We start from the raw sequence: 13,064 nt of genomic DNA, 5'->3' as shown, positions 1-13,064 counted from the left end.
GTTGGCGGTTCGCGGTCAGACCTTCACGGAGTTGGCGAACTCCATCAGGTAGCGGTCGGTGATGCGCTGGCGCAGCTGCAGGTTTTCCAGCGGCGGCACAGGGGTGTAGTCGTAGTCGATGTACAGCTGGCCCGCCTTCAGCGAGTCAACGGTGTTGACGTCCGGATCGAACCAGGCGCTGCCGCCCAGCAGGTAGCCCGCCCGCACCAGAGCGCGGAACTTGCGGTTCAGGCCCTCGAGGATGTCGCGCACCATGGACGGCGTCATGGTCATGTCCACCGCCCAGAAATGCGCCTCGGCCATGGTGTCGGCGAGGACCTGTGCGGTGCGGGTGTAGTTCTCGAACGCGAACAGCGGATCGGCCGAGCACGTGCGCGAGCCCCAGAAGCGAAAGCCCTGGAAGTTGACCAGCGTGGTGACCTCGTTACTGTTCAGGTAGCCGGCATCGGTGGCGGGGTCCTGCAGGTCCCAGAACACGTCCCTGGACAGGCCGGTGACGCCGTTGACGGCGACGTTGGACAGCGTCTTGTGCCAGCCCACTTCCTCATCGAGCTTGGCGCGCAGACCCACCGCGCGCGCCGTCGCGAACAGCGTGCGCTCGGCATTGGCGGTGGTGTCCCAGCCGGTGAAATCCGGCCAGATGGTCATCACTTCGCGCTGCCCGAAGTTCTCGCGGTAGGTGACTGCTTCTTCCTTCGTGTTGCAGCCGAATGCGGACACATAGGCGAAGGCGCGCAGCTTCTGCGCGATCGCCGCCAGTTCGGTGGCCACGGGCAGCTTGTCCAGGCCCGGCACGGCCAGGATCCGCGGCGTGACGCCGAGCCGGTTCTTGGCCGATTGCAGCGCCTTCATGCCGGTGAAGCGGCCCTGCGCGTTGGTCGTGCCGATCAGGTTGCTGGTGGTCTCTTCCGGCGTCGCGCCCTCAGCGACCCGGATCACGACGGTGAGGGCGTTGGCCTGGTCGGTGATGGCGTCCAGCGCCGGCGCGAGCGTGCCCAGGTCTCCTGCCTTGCCGAGCGCCTGCTGCGGGTTGGTCAGCAGTACGGGCGTGTCGAGCGGGAAGGCGGTGGCGTCCGCGTCCGACGCGGTGCAGACGATGCCGGCCACGGCTGTGGCGATGGTGCGGATGGGGCGGGTGCCTTCGTTGATTTCGATGATACGGACGCCGTGGTGGTATTCGGTTGGCATGCAGTCCTCCGGGAATGGGCATACGAGTTGGGGTCGTGCCGGAAGGATGCCGCGCACGCGCGAGGGCTGTCGCGCTGCGCGTGTTGTGCCACTGGATGCGACAACAAGCAGGCCGCTAGGCGGGAGCGAGATCCGGTATGTCGCGCACCGGCGGCAGCATCCACAGGTGCTGAGGCGTGACGCGGCGCACGACTTCGGAACGCAGCAGCGGCTCGCCAGCGGCTTCGAATGACCAGGCCACCAACTCCGAACAGAACCACGCATCGGCTGCCTGCCAGTCGCGGCGCAAAGCCAGCCCGAGCAGCGCGGTGTAGTCGTATGGCTTGCGGATCTGCGCCGCGGCGGCAGCCAGCACCGCATCCGGGTTGCGGGCCGGCAGGTCGACAAAGGCATGGTCGGCGGCGCGCGCGATCGCGGCCGGCAGCGCCGCGCGACGCACGCCATGCAGTGCCACGGCTTCGATGACGCTGTCGCCGTCGACCAGGGCCACATGCGACCAGCGCGACCAGGTGACGGCGCGGATCGCAACCGAGAGCGGCCAGCGCGTGGTCGAGAACAGCAGGCGCACGGACGTCATGCCGGCCACCCCGCGCTGTAGTCGTAGGTCTGCACGTCGGCGAACGTGGCGAGGGCGTCGACGGCGTCCTGGTGTTGAGCCGATGCCCCGAACGCCGCGCCTTCGCGGGCCATGATGGCCGCCTTCAGCTCGACAAACAGCTCGAGGGTCATTTCCATGTAGCTGTTGTCGGCAGTGCGCCAGTACCGGGCATACGCCGGCATGGCCCCGGCGTCGACCACGTTCATGATCTGGATCTTGCTTGCCAGGTCGGTCTGGAACAGCTCGCCGTGAAACGGCGTCAGCAGCAGCAGGGCGTCGCGCTTCTTGCGGATCTCGGCCTTGACCAGCGCCTTAGCGCTGGCGAGCTGCTCCTGCGCAAGCTCTTCGGCCGTGGGCGTGCGGATCTCCACCGGCTGCAGCGTCGCAGGCGCGTCGATCGGGATCATCGCCGCGGAGCCGTCGCCTGGGTCGCTCGGATAGGCGAAGGTGTAGACGCCGTCGGCCAGGGTGGCGACAACGTTTTCCTCGAAGGCCCAGATCCGTTGCGTAACGGTGTCGATGAAGTGCTGCATGTGTTTCCCCAAGTTATCGAATTTCTATCCACGACTGCAGCGTGGCGCCGCCGGACTGAATCACGGCATAGCTGCCGCCCGGCAGGACCACTGCGGAAATCCCGATGCCGTTGCCGGCCGCCGTCGCGGTCGAGATGCAACCCTCGAAGCCGCCGGTGAAGAACCCGAGCGACGATCCCGCGGCGGCCGCGCTGGCGGTGACGTGGATGGTGATGGGCTTGCCGCTGGTGTTGGTGTAGGTCACGCCCAGGGCTCGCGACGCCGTCAGGTTCTGCAGGGTCTGGCCGAGCCCGTACGTCTGGTCATAGCGCACGGCCTGGGCGGCCGAGGACGCCTGCCCGCCCAGCGAAACGGGTCCGGCGGTCTGAACGGTCGAGCCCGTGATAAGCGTCGGCAGTCCCGCACTGCCGAAAACCACGTTGTTCAAGGCGTCGGCGTACATGACCGAGTGGTCTACGCCGCCGGTAGTGCGGACCTTGTAGCCAACGTTGTTGAGCGCGTAGGCGCCATTGCTGAAGACCAGCGCTCCGCTGACGGTGCCGCCGCTCAGCATCAGATAGCGCGCGTCGCCATAGCCGCGGCTGACGGCGTGGGCGTTGGCGGTTGCGTTGGCCACGCTGAAGACCTGGCCGGCGTTGCCGGCGAGCAGCGCCCGTGCCGCCAGCGCGTCGGTCATGGTCGTGGCGAAATTGGGGTCGTTCCCCAATGCGGTGGCCAGCTCGTTGAGCGTGTCGAGCGCCGCTGGCGACGAGTTCACCAGGGCCGCGATGGCCGCCTGAACGAAGGCCGTCGTGGAAATCTGCGTGGTGTTGGTGCCAGGTGCGGCGGTCGGCGCGGTCGGGATGCCGGTCAGCGCCGGCGATGTCAGCGGGGCGCGCGAGGTATCCGTGGGGTGGACGTGGTTCTCCCGCGCCAGCCTAGTGCTGGTGCCGACCGCTGCCACCCCATTCATCAGCGGCGCCGCCGTGGCAAGGTCGCCGGCGATCTCCTGCTGCACAAAGGCCGTCGTCGCCAGTTGCGTCGTGCTGGTGCCCGCCGCCGCGGTGGGTGCAGTCGGCGCGCCGGTCAGGGCTGGGGAGGCGAGCGGCGCCTTGAGGGCCAGGGCATTGGCCATGGTGGTGGCGAAGTTCGGGTCATTGCCGAGGGCCACCGCCAGCTCGTTCAGCGTGTCGAGCGCGGCCGGGGACGAATTCACCAGCGCCGCGATGGCCGCCTGGACGAATGCCGTGGTGGAGATCTGGGTCGAGTTGGTGCCCGCGGCTGCCGTTGGCGCCGTCGGCACACCGGTCAAGGCGATGTCCTTGAAGTCGCTGTTGGCGTCGACCACGTTGGTGCCGTCGCACAGCAGCTGCCAGGTGGTGCCCTGGGTCACGTACACGCCAGATCCCGCCGCCGTCTTCACCCGTAGCGTGTAGGCCCCCGTGGTGGCATTCCAGATGGTCCAGCGCGATTGCGTGGCAGGGACGATCACATCGATGTTGGCGGTCAGGGCACCGGTGAACTTGAGGCTTGCATACCCGGCCTCGGCCGCGGTCAGCGTGACAGTGGCGCCGCCTGCGACGGATTTGGACAGCATGCCGTTGGCGGCTGCCTGGACGAAGGCGGTGGTGGCGAGCTGTGTGGTGTTGGTGCCGGTCTGGGCGGTCGGGGCCGTGGGCGTTCCCGTCAACGCCGGCGAGGCCAGCGGGGCGCGGGTCGAATCCGTCGGATGCCGGTGATCCTCGCGGGCGCTCTTGGTGGCGGCGCCGACCGCCGCCACGCCATCCATCGGCGGGGCGGCCGTGGCCAGCCCGCCCGAGATTTCCTGTTGCACGAAGGCGGTGGTGGCGAGCTTCGTGGTGCTGTCGCCAGCGGGCGCGGTGGGCGCCGTCGGGTTGCCCGAGAATGCCGGAGACGCCAGGGGCGCCTTGAGCAGCAGGGCAGCGCTTACGGTGCCAACGAAGTCCGGATCGTTGCCGATGGCGCTGGCCAGCTCGCCAAGCGTGTCCAGCGCTGGCGGCGCGTTGCCCACCAGCGCCGCGATCCGGGTCGCAAGCTTCTTCGGCGTGATGATGCGCGCGTCGTCGGTCCCGGCGTCGGTCTCGGCCTGGGTGGCCAGCTCGGCGATGCCGGTGCGCGTTTCGCTTGCCGTCCGCGCTGCCAGCTTCTTGGGGGTGACCATGCGCGCGTCGTCGGTGCCGGCGTCGGTTTCGGCCTGGGTGGCGATTTCCGCGATGCCGGTGCGCGTCTCGGTCGCGGTGCGCGACGCCAGTGCCGCGGGCGTCACCGCACGCGACGCATCGGTGCCGGTCTGGGTCTCCGCGTTGGTGGCCAGCTCGACCACGCCCTGCCGCGTGTCCGTCGCCGGCGGGTTGGTGAAGGTCGTATCGCCGAACTGCAGCAGCGCGGCGTCGATGGTCTTGAACTGCGCGTCGACGGCCTGCAGGAAGATCGCCACCGGCGACTTCTCCACGATCGGGGTGGCCTGGCAATACGTGCCCAGCAGCACCCCGTTGTCCAGGTAGAGGCCGAGGCCATACACCACGTACTGGTCGGCCGAGTCGTCGCGGATGGTGACGTGAATCGTGTCCGGCGCGATGTTCTCGCCGGCGATGGTGGCGACCCGCTTCACCTCGTTGGGCAGCGCGGTCAGGCCGTTATCGTGAACGAACGGCGCGGAGGCAATGCCGACCGCGACGACCTCGCGGCGGACGGTGCCGGTGCCGCCGGGGCCTACCAGGGCCGCGCGGCCCGCGTCGGTCAAGTTGATGAGAGTGCCAGCCATGTCAGATGTCGGTGAGGGAGAGGCGGTTGTAGACGGTGGGGCGAATCGCGGCGGCGACGCCGATGGCGCTTTGCAGCTGGAAGCCCTGGGTGAAGGTGTAGTGGGCGCGGACGGGCTTGGTCCGCTCGATCTCGGCAATCACGTCGGCGACGAAGTCGGCCGTGGCGGATTCGCCGTCCCGACCGCTCAGGGTCAGCACCAAGTCGAAGGTGCCCGGGGTGCCACGAGGGGTCTTCTGCCACCACTCGCGCAGGGCGATGCTGCCGCCAAACGCGGCGACCACTTCCTGGACAGCGGCGGCCGTGCCGTTCTTCCGGGCGATCGGAATGGCGGTCTTGACGCGTGCCCGTTTGATCTGTTCGGGCCAGTATTCCTTCCAGGCGTCGACCCCGAGGTGCCATGCAAGCCAGGGCAGCGTGGACGCGGCGATCTCGTCTGGCTTGACCAGCGACCGCAGCGGCACCGGCACGTCCGCCAATGCGGCATCCGTTCGGTCCAGCCGGCGCTCCAGCGGCGAAGCGTTCGGTGGCAGCAGGCTAGCCATAGACGCCACCGTGCTCGATGGTGGAGGACACACAGTAGGGCGCCTGCACCCGGCTGATGGCCACGTTGGCCAGCGGCTCCAGCAGCTCCACTCGCTCGACGCCTTCGACGTGCAGCGCGGAGTACAGCCCGGACAAGGTCACCTCCCGCCCGAGGCGGTGCGTTTCCTCCTTGTAGGCCGCCAGGCGCTTGCCGGCCTCGACCAGCACGACGCTGGAGTCGGGCCCGGGGAAGGTGTACAGCTTGGCGCGCAGTGTCCAGTTGACGATTTCGGCGGATTGCACGGTGACCAGGTCGGTCAGGGGCCGGACGTCATCCGCGGCCAGGGCATTGCGTACCGCCGTCAGGATCTCTTCGGATGCCACCCCGCTGCCTTCGCGGGACAGCACCGTAATGAGCACCTCGCACGGCGCCGGACTGGTTGCCGACGCGTCCAGTACACGCCCATCGGCGCCCAGCGCGTGGGAGCGGTAGGCCCCTTCGGGACCGGCCACCGAGAAGCTCTGCGGGGCCAGCTGGATCCGCTTGCGCAGGTCCGCATCGCTCTCCATAACGGCCGGGATGTCGTTCTCGGGGTCCGCCGGCGAGATCGTCAGCCGCCACACGCCGAAGAGGGCACCGAGCTGGTCGAGGTCGCTGCCGGCGGCGTACGCGAGCATCACCGCGCGCGCGGCCTCGTTGATCCGCTGTCGCAGCCCGAGCTCGCGGTAGGCGCTGGCCTGCAGCGACTTGGTGATCGGCTCCGATTCCAGCGCCAGCGTGGCGGCAACATCGGCCTGCTCGTCAGCGGGATGCAGCGCAATGAACTCGCCCTTGCGCTCGGCGAAGATCGTTTCGAAGTCCAGCGGCTCCACCACGTTGGGCGGCGGCAGGCGCGAGAGGTCGATCGGCGTGGTGGTCATACGGATCCAGTGCCCAGCGGCACGCGAAGTTGTTGCAGGTCGGCGCGCGGTCCGTCCACGCGCTGTTGCTCGATGTCAATGAACAGCCGGCCGTCTGCGGTTGTTTCGAATGCGACCCGGCTGATGCGAAGGCGGGGTTCCCAGCGCAGCAGGGCGCTGACGGTGGCCGACATGGCGCGCAGGCGCGTGGTCTGGTGCTGGGGCTGGTCGATCAGTTCCGGCAGCAGCGAGCCGTAGTCACGGCGCATGACGCGCGTGCCGATCGGGGTGGTCAGGATGTCCTGCACCGATTGCGCGATGTGATCGCGGTCGGTGAGCGTGCGCCCGTTGGCGCTGTTCATGCCGCGGTAACTCATCGGGGACCGTCCGTGCGTTCGCCACCGCGTTGGACGCCGCCGTGGTCGTGGCTGTCGAGCACCACGCCGTTGGAGGACAGGGCACCGTCCTGATGCGTGAAGTCCCCCTTGATGGCGTTGCCGTTGGCGCCACCCTGGCCTGCAATGCCGTTCTGATACGAGAAGAGCCCCTTGACGGTTACGTCGCCGTCGAATGTTGTGCTCGGGCACTTCACCAGCACACTGGTGGCAGCCTCCAGCACGACCGTCTTGACGCCGCCCACAAAGAGCGCGCCGGCTGCATGGTTGTAGCGGGTCACGGCGCCGTCCGGGTAGTGCGTCACCGTCTCGTCGGCGCTGTGGCTGGGCACGTCGTTGGCGTCGGTCGGCACCCCGGTCAGGATCACCCCATTGCGCAGGTCACCGCTGGGGCACAGCAGCACGACCTGCTCGCCGAGGGTCGGCGGGTTCCAGGTGCGAGTGGTGCCGGCACGGCGCTCCAGCCAGGGCAGCCAGTCGGTCGTGATGCCGCCTGTCTTCACGCGCACGCGCGGCGGCGAGCCGGTGTCCACCGTGGCAATCGTGCCGAGGCGGATGAGGTTTTCGATCAGGCGGGCGAGTTCGGTGGCGGAGTCCATGCCGCCAGAGTGCCGTGCGCGCGCGAGGGGGTCACGCGCACGCTGTTGTGCCGCACGCCGCCACAACAAGCGGCTCAGGCGGCGAGGTGTGACAGCACCAGATCGGCGATGCGGCCGACGTCGCCATCGTCAAAGCCGAGCAGCTCGCGCTGTGGGTAGGTCACTTCGAGCCCGCCCCGATTCACGCGGTCGCGCAGGCCGAACTGGTGGACGGCGGCAATGCGCTGGGTGCGCCCAACAAAGGACACGACGGCGGCGTCGGGGCTGGACTGCGCCTTGAGGAAGCGGGCGGTGCGAAGGCGCGCGAACATCGCTCGCTTGACCCGCCCTGGTCTGGCCCGCAGCTGGGGCTTGCGCGCCTCGTAGGGCGAGCCATCGGGATTGCGCTGGTCGGCGATGCGTGCGGATTGGCGCCGCCGGATCTCGGCTGCGACCGCGCGCGCAAGGGCACGCCGCGCCGGCGGGGCCAGATTAACCAGCAGGCCGCCAAGCCAGCCCTGCAGCGCGTCGACGTCGTTCATGCGGGCTCCGGCCGCCACCCCGAAGGATCATCGTTGTCGTTCACCGGCTCGGGCGGATGCTCGACCTGGTAGCCAGCGCCCGCGACGCGCACGACAACGCGTTCGATGAGCGGCAGCTTAAGCGCCAGATCCACCGTGGTGTGATTGAGGATGTCCGCTTCGAACTGGACGCTGCGCTCGCGCTGGTCCGGATTGAAGAACAGCTCGGACTGGTTGGCGCGCAGCCAGGCCAGCACCGGCACCATGATCTCGTCGGCACCCGCTGCGAAGTCGGTAACGATCAGCGTCAGCGTGTACTGGTATTCGAACGACAGCGTTCGGGCGCCGGTGGCCACCACGCGACCTTCGTCCACGAACAGGTGCAGCTTCTCAGGGTTGCGCGCGAGGTGGGGCACGGCCGCGGTGATGGCCTGGCGCAGGCTGGCAGGCTTCATCATGGCGCGGGCGCCTCCCCGATGACGGTGACGCCCTGGTCGCGCAGCGTGGCCTGCAGGGCGCTCAGTTGCTCGGCGTTGCGGTGGCAGGCCGTGTAATTGTCGGCAACGGTGCCGGTGACGGCAGAGAGTGCAAGGCCAGAGGGGCCCGCATCAGTATCTCCGGGACCCGGGTGGAGCACGGTACCGGTGGCGGCGGCGTCGTGCAGGCGCACAAAGCCGACAGGCACAGTGCAGGCGGCATCAGCATGAGCGGGGACATAGCGCGGGATCTCCTTGATGATGGTGTCGCCCTTGACCTGAACGGTCCGGATGCGGTCGACATAGCGGGTGACGGTGACGATGCTGGCTTCGGTGCTGTCGAGCTGCGCACGCAGGCTGGCCACGGTGGTCTCCGCGTTCTCGGCACGCTCCTGCGTGTCGGCGTAGCGCTTGGTGAACCAGGCGCCCAAGATGGCGGCAGTCGCCAGCACGGCGAGGGTGGTCAAGGCGAGGGCAAGGGTCCTGTTCATGCCGTCACCTGTTCCTCGGCGTCGTAGCGTGCGAAGGCGCGCGCCAGCTTCACGTCGTACAGGTTCGCCTTGTAGTCGGGCCCGTTGTAGAGCCGTGCGAAGGTGCCCCACTGTTTGGCGCGCAACGCACGCCACAGCGCGGCATCGGCCTGGACGAAGCGCACGAAGGCGTCGAGCTGCAGTCCTTCGCCGGCGCGCATGGCGTCAGCGAACTCCTGCACGCTGGCGAAACCCAGCGCCTGCCAGTGATAGCCCATGATCTGGAACAGACCCCAGCTCGCGGAAGCGCGCGCGCAATCGGCGTCGATCTGGAACGCGGCCGCCATGCGCATGTACTCGCCGGCGCCGCCGGCATAGCCGCCGCGCTGCGGGTTGACCACGTTCGGGTACTGGCGCGCCAGGGCATCGGCGTCGTGACCCGCTGCCCGCAGCTGGCGGTACATGATGTGCCGCTCGAACAGGATCACCGGGCGGCCATCCGGCAGGAAGCCCGTGCCGCGGCTCTCCACCTCGTTGACGGCGCGCACCACTGCCACCGGCACCGCCAGCTGGTCGGCAGCCCGCTTCAGATCAGCCGCGGTGAGGTGCTCGGTCCGCTTCTGGCCCTGCTGCAGCGCGAGCAGCGTTTTCGGGCCGGCGATGCCGTCCACCACCAGGCCGTAGCGCTCCTGTGCCTCCTGGACGGCGGCCAGCGTGGCCGCATCGAACTCGGCGCTCAGTTCCAGGATGGCGCCGCGCTCGCGCAGCAGCCGCTGCAGCTCGCGCACCTCGGCGCCCACGTCACCGCGACGCAGAATCTTCATGGCAGGCTCCCCGCAGGAAACGAACAAACCAGGCGCAGCCGCTGTCGGCCGCGCCGGCCGTGCGAAACAGCTCCACCACATTGCCGCGCACGGCAAACACCGCCAGGCACAGCACCGCGGTGATGCCGTTCTGCGCCAACATCGCCCATTCGTAGCGGCCGAACAGCACACTGATGGTCACGGCACCGGACAGCACCACCAGCACGTAGGCCAGCCAGGCGGCCCGGGGCCGGTGGGCGGCACCGCTGCGGCGGAACAGCAGCAGGCGGGCGGCGAGCAGCGCGCACAGGCCTGCCTGGACCAGAAAGAGCGATGTCATTTGCCACCCCCCTGTTCGTTGCCGCGGATCAGCCCCACCAACCGGTCCCCGTTGCCGGCCAGCCGGATCAGGGCCAGCAGCAGCTTGACCAGCACCGATGAGGCGACCAGGGCGCCCACCCCGTGGCTGACCTCGGCGTCGGTTGGCAGGGCCTTGGAGATCAGGGCGGCGGCCAGCGGCGCCGCCAGGCAGCCGGCGACGATGGACAGGACCAGGAAGGCGAGCTTCTTGGGGGTCGACATGTCGTCGGAGTTGAGAACGAACACCGCGGCGCCGGCGAAGGCACCGAGCACGGTGGCTGCGTCCACGCCCGGCAGCAGAGTGATGGCGCCGACGCTGGTCACCGCGATTGCGGCGGTGGAGCTGGTGGCGATGGGTTCAGCCATGTCATTTCCTTGGGTCAGTCCCACAGCTGCACGCGCTGGACGGCAGGCTGGGGGGAGGTGTCAGGCAGGTCTATGACCGTACCGTGGGGAAGGACCGGGCCAAGATCGGCCAGGCCCGGGTTGGCTTCGAGCACCGCTTCGGTGACGCCAGCGGTGCGGCCGTAGACGCGCTGGCAGACCGCATCGACGGTGTCGCCCTGACGGGTGCGCACGCGCATCAGATCAACTCCACCGTGGTCCGGGTGATGCCCAGGATGTCGCTGATGGCCCAGCGCGCGTCGCGGCGCAGATCCTCCACCGCCTGCAGCAGTGCCTCGGCGGTCTTGTCACCGGCGGCCGTCGCGTCGTAGTCGCGGTACCGCTCGATCAGGCTGGCGCGCGCCTGGCAGTGCAGTGCGCGAAGGTAGCGGTGCAGCTGGGCAGACTTACCGTCCAGCTGCAGCGCCGGCACGGCCTCGAGGGCCGCGTGGCCTGCCGCCACCTGGTCGGCCTTCCAGCCGGCCAGCTCGGCATTGACCGACAGCGCGGCCTCCACCAGCGCGGCGCGCAGCCGTTCCGGCGTTACCGTGCCGTCCTGGCGCATGGCGGCCAGCGCATGATCTACGTCGACGTCCGGGAAGAAGCCGTCGTTGGCAATCAGGTTCTGGCCAGCGGTGGCCGGTGCTGCGGCGATGAAGGAAGACATGGGTGAGCTGGTGGTGGAGGCGGTGGACGGGGCAGCCGTTCGGGTTGGCCGGCCGGCGGCCGGTGCGCCCTAGGGTTGCCCCGTGCCGCCTGATGCGCGGGGTCACGCTCGGTGTCAGCCGCGGCCGTCGCCCTCCTTGGCGCCGGCAGGAGCTGCGTTCTTGATCTCGCGCTCGAGGCGCTCGATGTCCTTCTTGACGCCGACCTTGTCGTGCAGCTCCAGCGCGCGGCGCAGGTTGCGCAGCGCGAACTCGCGCCGCTCCTGCTGCCGGTCCGGGGATGTGCTCTCGACCAGGGCAGCGTGGGCATATCCGACCGCCTTGTGGAGCTTGGCGCGCACTTCGTCCGGCATGTCCTGGTCGATCACCAGCATGCCAATCTCGGCCAATGCGTCGACGTCGACCGGTTGCCCGGCCTCGACTGCCTTCAGGGTCATGGCGGAGTACTCCTCCGCGATCAGGCAGGCGGTGGTGCGCTGGTACTGGTCGGGCATCACCAGGCCGTGCCGGATCGCGTAGCGCGCCAGGGGCAGCGCGCCGGCGAAGTCGCCCACGTCGATGTGCCACACCATCACCGACATGAAGACCTCGTCCTGGACGCCGGCATCGGCCTCCAGCACGCCCTGCATCCACGCCGCATACGCCGGCAGCATGGCGCGCTTGGCATCGGCCTTGCGCTCGATCGACTGGATCTGCTTGAGCTGGCGCTTGTGGTCGGCCAGCTGCGCCAGCATCAGCTCATGGCCCGATGCGTGGCGCAGCGGGTTCTCCGCCTCGGCCGAGGCGGCCGCCCGCTGGGCGCTCACGCGTAGGAAGTGGTTGCGGGCGGGACTCGTCATTCGGCGGCCACCTCGATCTTCTCGGCCATCGCGGCGCAGGCCAGATCCTCGATCACATACGCGTCGTTGCTGGACTCGTAGTTCTCGATGCGATCGCGCTTGGCGTTGTCGACGATCGTGCGGCGGCGCGAGCCTTCCTGGTAGTAGATCGACAGGTTGTCCAGCCGCGTCACCAGCAGGGCATCCGGCGGGAAGTACGGCACGCGCACGGCGGGCAGGTTGCCGATGCGCTTCTGGCTCATGATGATGTCGGTGGCCAGCTTCTGCGTCGGGTCGCGGTCCTTGTTCAGCAGCGGGAAGTACTTGTCGGCCAGCAGCTGGCGGCCGCACACCACCACCAGGTCGGGATCCTCGGCATACCAGGGTGCGATCAGGTGGCTGCACAGGTCGAACACCAGCGCGTCCAGGCTGGCGTAGTCGCGCGCGGCATTCGAGTCCGGGCCGCCGACGACGATTTTGTCGACCGCCTTGCCCGAGTCCATCACGCGCTCCGGCGCTTCCTCGCGCAGGTGCTGCAGCCAGCCCTTGTTGACGTCCTGCAGCATCGGGTTGGTGACGCGATTCGACGTGGCGGCGCGAGCAACGCCGTTGAAGCCGATCAGGATGCGGTCCAGTGCCTGGCGGCGCAGGATGGCGTCGCGGATACGGGTCTGGAAGTCGGGAAACTTGGCCCAGGCATCCAGCATGCGGTAGGTGATGTGGGTGTCCGAGTTGGTCTGCTCACAGCGGTAGCGGCGGTCATCCAGGGCGGCGATGTCGCTGGTCTGGCGATCCTGCGCCGCGGTGTCGGTGGTGCTGGCCACCGGCCCCGACACGCCGAGGCCGATCTTCTCGCCTTCCTGCTCGGTCACGCCGTAGACGTTGATCCGCCCCAGGAATTCGCTGGATTCCTGCACCTTGGTTTCCAGTTTCTGCTGAACGCTGGGCTGCACGCTGAACTTGCGGTCCACGCGCTCGACGCCGTTGATCTCGGCGATTTTGGCTTCGTATGCCGCGTACAGCCGGCGGGTATCGTTGCGCATTGAGTTGGCTCCGGGTTGGTTGGGGTGTCGCTGTCCGGGGGCCG

At 68.8% G+C, this 13,064-nt stretch carries 18 protein-coding genes; all 18 read right to left on the bottom strand.

What is annotated here, in order from left to right; all coding sequences use genetic code 11:
* Positions 1 to 15: 15 nt before the first annotated feature.
* Positions 16 to 1,188 carry a phage tail sheath protein gene (locus AC10V3_RS19835; RefSeq protein WP_490922808.1) on the bottom strand — a complete coding sequence of 391 codons (1,173 nt, stop codon included), beginning with the start codon at positions 1,186 to 1,188 and terminating at the stop codon, positions 16 to 18.
* A 115-nt stretch (positions 1,189 to 1,303) separates the two neighbouring features.
* On the bottom strand, positions 1,304 to 1,765 hold the full coding sequence (locus AC10V3_RS19830; RefSeq protein ID WP_490922806.1) for a hypothetical protein: 462 nt from the start codon (positions 1,763 to 1,765) through the stop codon (positions 1,304 to 1,306).
* On the bottom strand, positions 1,762 to 2,319 hold the full coding sequence (locus tag AC10V3_RS19825; protein WP_490922805.1) for a DUF4376 domain-containing protein: 558 nt from the start codon (positions 2,317 to 2,319) through the stop codon (positions 1,762 to 1,764). Before AC10V3_RS19825 ends, AC10V3_RS19830 begins: the two co-directional genes overlap by 4 nt.
* Before the next feature lie 13 nt (positions 2,320 to 2,332).
* Entirely contained in the window at positions 2,333 to 5,083 is a 2,751-nt protein-coding gene (locus tag AC10V3_RS19820; RefSeq protein ID WP_490922804.1) for a hypothetical protein, read from the bottom strand.
* A 1-nt stretch (position 5,084) separates the two neighbouring features.
* Positions 5,085 to 5,627 (bottom strand): phage tail protein I, encoded by a 543-nt coding sequence (locus AC10V3_RS19815; protein WP_490922803.1) that lies wholly within the window; start codon positions 5,625 to 5,627, stop codon positions 5,085 to 5,087.
* The gene (locus tag AC10V3_RS19810; RefSeq protein ID WP_490922802.1) at positions 5,620 to 6,528 is read right to left on the bottom strand and encodes a baseplate assembly protein; all 909 of its coding nucleotides are present in this window, start codon (positions 6,526 to 6,528) and stop codon (positions 5,620 to 5,622) included. Before AC10V3_RS19810 ends, AC10V3_RS19815 begins: the two co-directional genes overlap by 8 nt.
* Positions 6,525 to 6,869 (bottom strand): GPW/gp25 family protein, encoded by a 345-nt coding sequence (locus AC10V3_RS19805; RefSeq protein WP_490922801.1) that lies wholly within the window; start codon positions 6,867 to 6,869, stop codon positions 6,525 to 6,527. The genes AC10V3_RS19810 and AC10V3_RS19805 overlap by 4 nt, the downstream gene beginning before the upstream one ends.
* An 11-nt stretch (positions 6,870 to 6,880) precedes the next feature.
* On the bottom strand, positions 6,881 to 7,501 hold the full coding sequence (locus AC10V3_RS19800; protein WP_490922800.1) for a phage baseplate assembly protein V: 621 nt from the start codon (positions 7,499 to 7,501) through the stop codon (positions 6,881 to 6,883).
* 74 nt (positions 7,502 to 7,575) lie between these two features.
* Positions 7,576 to 8,022 carry a phage virion morphogenesis protein gene (locus AC10V3_RS19795; RefSeq protein WP_490922799.1) on the bottom strand — a complete coding sequence of 149 codons (447 nt, stop codon included), beginning with the start codon at positions 8,020 to 8,022 and terminating at the stop codon, positions 7,576 to 7,578.
* Positions 8,019 to 8,459: a phage tail protein gene (locus tag AC10V3_RS19790; protein WP_490922798.1), complete on the bottom strand. Its 441-nt coding sequence runs from the start codon at positions 8,457 to 8,459 to the stop codon at positions 8,019 to 8,021. Before AC10V3_RS19790 ends, AC10V3_RS19795 begins: the two co-directional genes overlap by 4 nt.
* The gene (locus AC10V3_RS19785; protein WP_490922797.1) at positions 8,456 to 8,968 is read right to left on the bottom strand and encodes a hypothetical protein; all 513 of its coding nucleotides are present in this window, start codon (positions 8,966 to 8,968) and stop codon (positions 8,456 to 8,458) included. The genes AC10V3_RS19790 and AC10V3_RS19785 overlap by 4 nt, the downstream gene beginning before the upstream one ends.
* Positions 8,965 to 9,771 carry an N-acetylmuramidase domain-containing protein gene (locus tag AC10V3_RS19780; protein ID WP_490922796.1) on the bottom strand — a complete coding sequence of 269 codons (807 nt, stop codon included), beginning with the start codon at positions 9,769 to 9,771 and terminating at the stop codon, positions 8,965 to 8,967. Before AC10V3_RS19780 ends, AC10V3_RS19785 begins: the two co-directional genes overlap by 4 nt.
* Positions 9,749 to 10,090 (bottom strand): phage holin family protein, encoded by a 342-nt coding sequence (locus tag AC10V3_RS19775; RefSeq protein ID WP_490922794.1) that lies wholly within the window; start codon positions 10,088 to 10,090, stop codon positions 9,749 to 9,751. Before AC10V3_RS19775 ends, AC10V3_RS19780 begins: the two co-directional genes overlap by 23 nt.
* Entirely contained in the window at positions 10,087 to 10,476 is a 390-nt protein-coding gene (locus tag AC10V3_RS19770; protein WP_490922793.1) for a putative holin, read from the bottom strand. The genes AC10V3_RS19775 and AC10V3_RS19770 overlap by 4 nt, the downstream gene beginning before the upstream one ends.
* Positions 10,477 to 10,490: 14 nt before the next feature.
* Positions 10,491 to 10,694, bottom strand: coding sequence for a tail protein X (locus AC10V3_RS19765; RefSeq protein WP_115662681.1), 204 nt, complete (start codon positions 10,692 to 10,694; stop codon positions 10,491 to 10,493).
* A complete protein-coding gene (locus AC10V3_RS19760) occupies positions 10,694 to 11,161 on the bottom strand; it encodes a head completion/stabilization protein (RefSeq protein ID WP_490922791.1) in 468 nt (155 codons plus the stop codon). The genes AC10V3_RS19765 and AC10V3_RS19760 overlap by 1 nt, the downstream gene beginning before the upstream one ends.
* A gap of 114 nt (positions 11,162 to 11,275) precedes the next feature.
* Complete coding sequence (locus AC10V3_RS19755; RefSeq protein WP_490922790.1) at positions 11,276 to 11,998, bottom strand: phage terminase small subunit; 723 nt, start codon at positions 11,996 to 11,998, stop codon at positions 11,276 to 11,278.
* Positions 11,995 to 13,020: a phage major capsid protein, P2 family gene (locus AC10V3_RS19750; protein ID WP_490922788.1), complete on the bottom strand. Its 1,026-nt coding sequence runs from the start codon at positions 13,018 to 13,020 to the stop codon at positions 11,995 to 11,997. The genes AC10V3_RS19755 and AC10V3_RS19750 overlap by 4 nt, the downstream gene beginning before the upstream one ends.
* Between the last annotated feature and the right edge of the window lie 44 nt (positions 13,021 to 13,064).

The sequence above is a fragment of the Cupriavidus sp. PB-02 genome (assembly GCF_058252315.1).
The sequence above is the reverse complement of the archived record's forward strand: the minus strand, read 5'-3'. Positions and strand labels throughout refer to the sequence as shown.

Excerpts from the sequence above, each read along its gene's own strand:
- AC10V3_RS19835 (WP_490922808.1), bottom strand. The coding sequence starts at position 1,188 with ATGCCAACCGAATACCACCACGGCGTCCGTATCATCGAAATCAACGAA.
- AC10V3_RS19830 (WP_490922806.1), bottom strand. The coding sequence starts at position 1,765 with ATGACGTCCGTGCGCCTGCTGTTCTCGACCACGCGCTGGCCGCTCTCG.
- AC10V3_RS19825 (WP_490922805.1), bottom strand. The coding sequence starts at position 2,319 with ATGCAGCACTTCATCGACACCGTTACGCAACGGATCTGGGCCTTCGAG.
- AC10V3_RS19820 (WP_490922804.1), bottom strand. The coding sequence starts at position 5,083 with ATGGCTGGCACTCTCATCAACTTGACCGACGCGGGCCGCGCGGCCCTG.
- AC10V3_RS19815 (WP_490922803.1), bottom strand. The coding sequence starts at position 5,627 with ATGGCTAGCCTGCTGCCACCGAACGCTTCGCCGCTGGAGCGCCGGCTG.
- AC10V3_RS19810 (WP_490922802.1), bottom strand. The coding sequence starts at position 6,528 with ATGACCACCACGCCGATCGACCTCTCGCGCCTGCCGCCGCCCAACGTG.
- AC10V3_RS19805 (WP_490922801.1), bottom strand. The coding sequence starts at position 6,869 with ATGAACAGCGCCAACGGGCGCACGCTCACCGACCGCGATCACATCGCG.
- AC10V3_RS19800 (WP_490922800.1), bottom strand. The coding sequence starts at position 7,501 with ATGGACTCCGCCACCGAACTCGCCCGCCTGATCGAAAACCTCATCCGC.
- AC10V3_RS19795 (WP_490922799.1), bottom strand. The coding sequence starts at position 8,022 with ATGAACGACGTCGACGCGCTGCAGGGCTGGCTTGGCGGCCTGCTGGTT.
- AC10V3_RS19790 (WP_490922798.1), bottom strand. The coding sequence starts at position 8,459 with ATGATGAAGCCTGCCAGCCTGCGCCAGGCCATCACCGCGGCCGTGCCC.
- AC10V3_RS19785 (WP_490922797.1), bottom strand. The coding sequence starts at position 8,968 with ATGAACAGGACCCTTGCCCTCGCCTTGACCACCCTCGCCGTGCTGGCG.
- AC10V3_RS19780 (WP_490922796.1), bottom strand. The coding sequence starts at position 9,771 with ATGAAGATTCTGCGTCGCGGTGACGTGGGCGCCGAGGTGCGCGAGCTG.
- AC10V3_RS19775 (WP_490922794.1), bottom strand. The coding sequence starts at position 10,090 with ATGACATCGCTCTTTCTGGTCCAGGCAGGCCTGTGCGCGCTGCTCGCC.
- AC10V3_RS19770 (WP_490922793.1), bottom strand. The coding sequence starts at position 10,476 with ATGGCTGAACCCATCGCCACCAGCTCCACCGCCGCAATCGCGGTGACC.
- AC10V3_RS19765 (WP_115662681.1), bottom strand. The coding sequence starts at position 10,694 with ATGCGCGTGCGCACCCGTCAGGGCGACACCGTCGATGCGGTCTGCCAG.
- AC10V3_RS19760 (WP_490922791.1), bottom strand. The coding sequence starts at position 11,161 with ATGTCTTCCTTCATCGCCGCAGCACCGGCCACCGCTGGCCAGAACCTG.
- AC10V3_RS19755 (WP_490922790.1), bottom strand. The coding sequence starts at position 11,998 with ATGACGAGTCCCGCCCGCAACCACTTCCTACGCGTGAGCGCCCAGCGG.
- AC10V3_RS19750 (WP_490922788.1), bottom strand. The coding sequence starts at position 13,020 with ATGCGCAACGATACCCGCCGGCTGTACGCGGCATACGAAGCCAAAATC.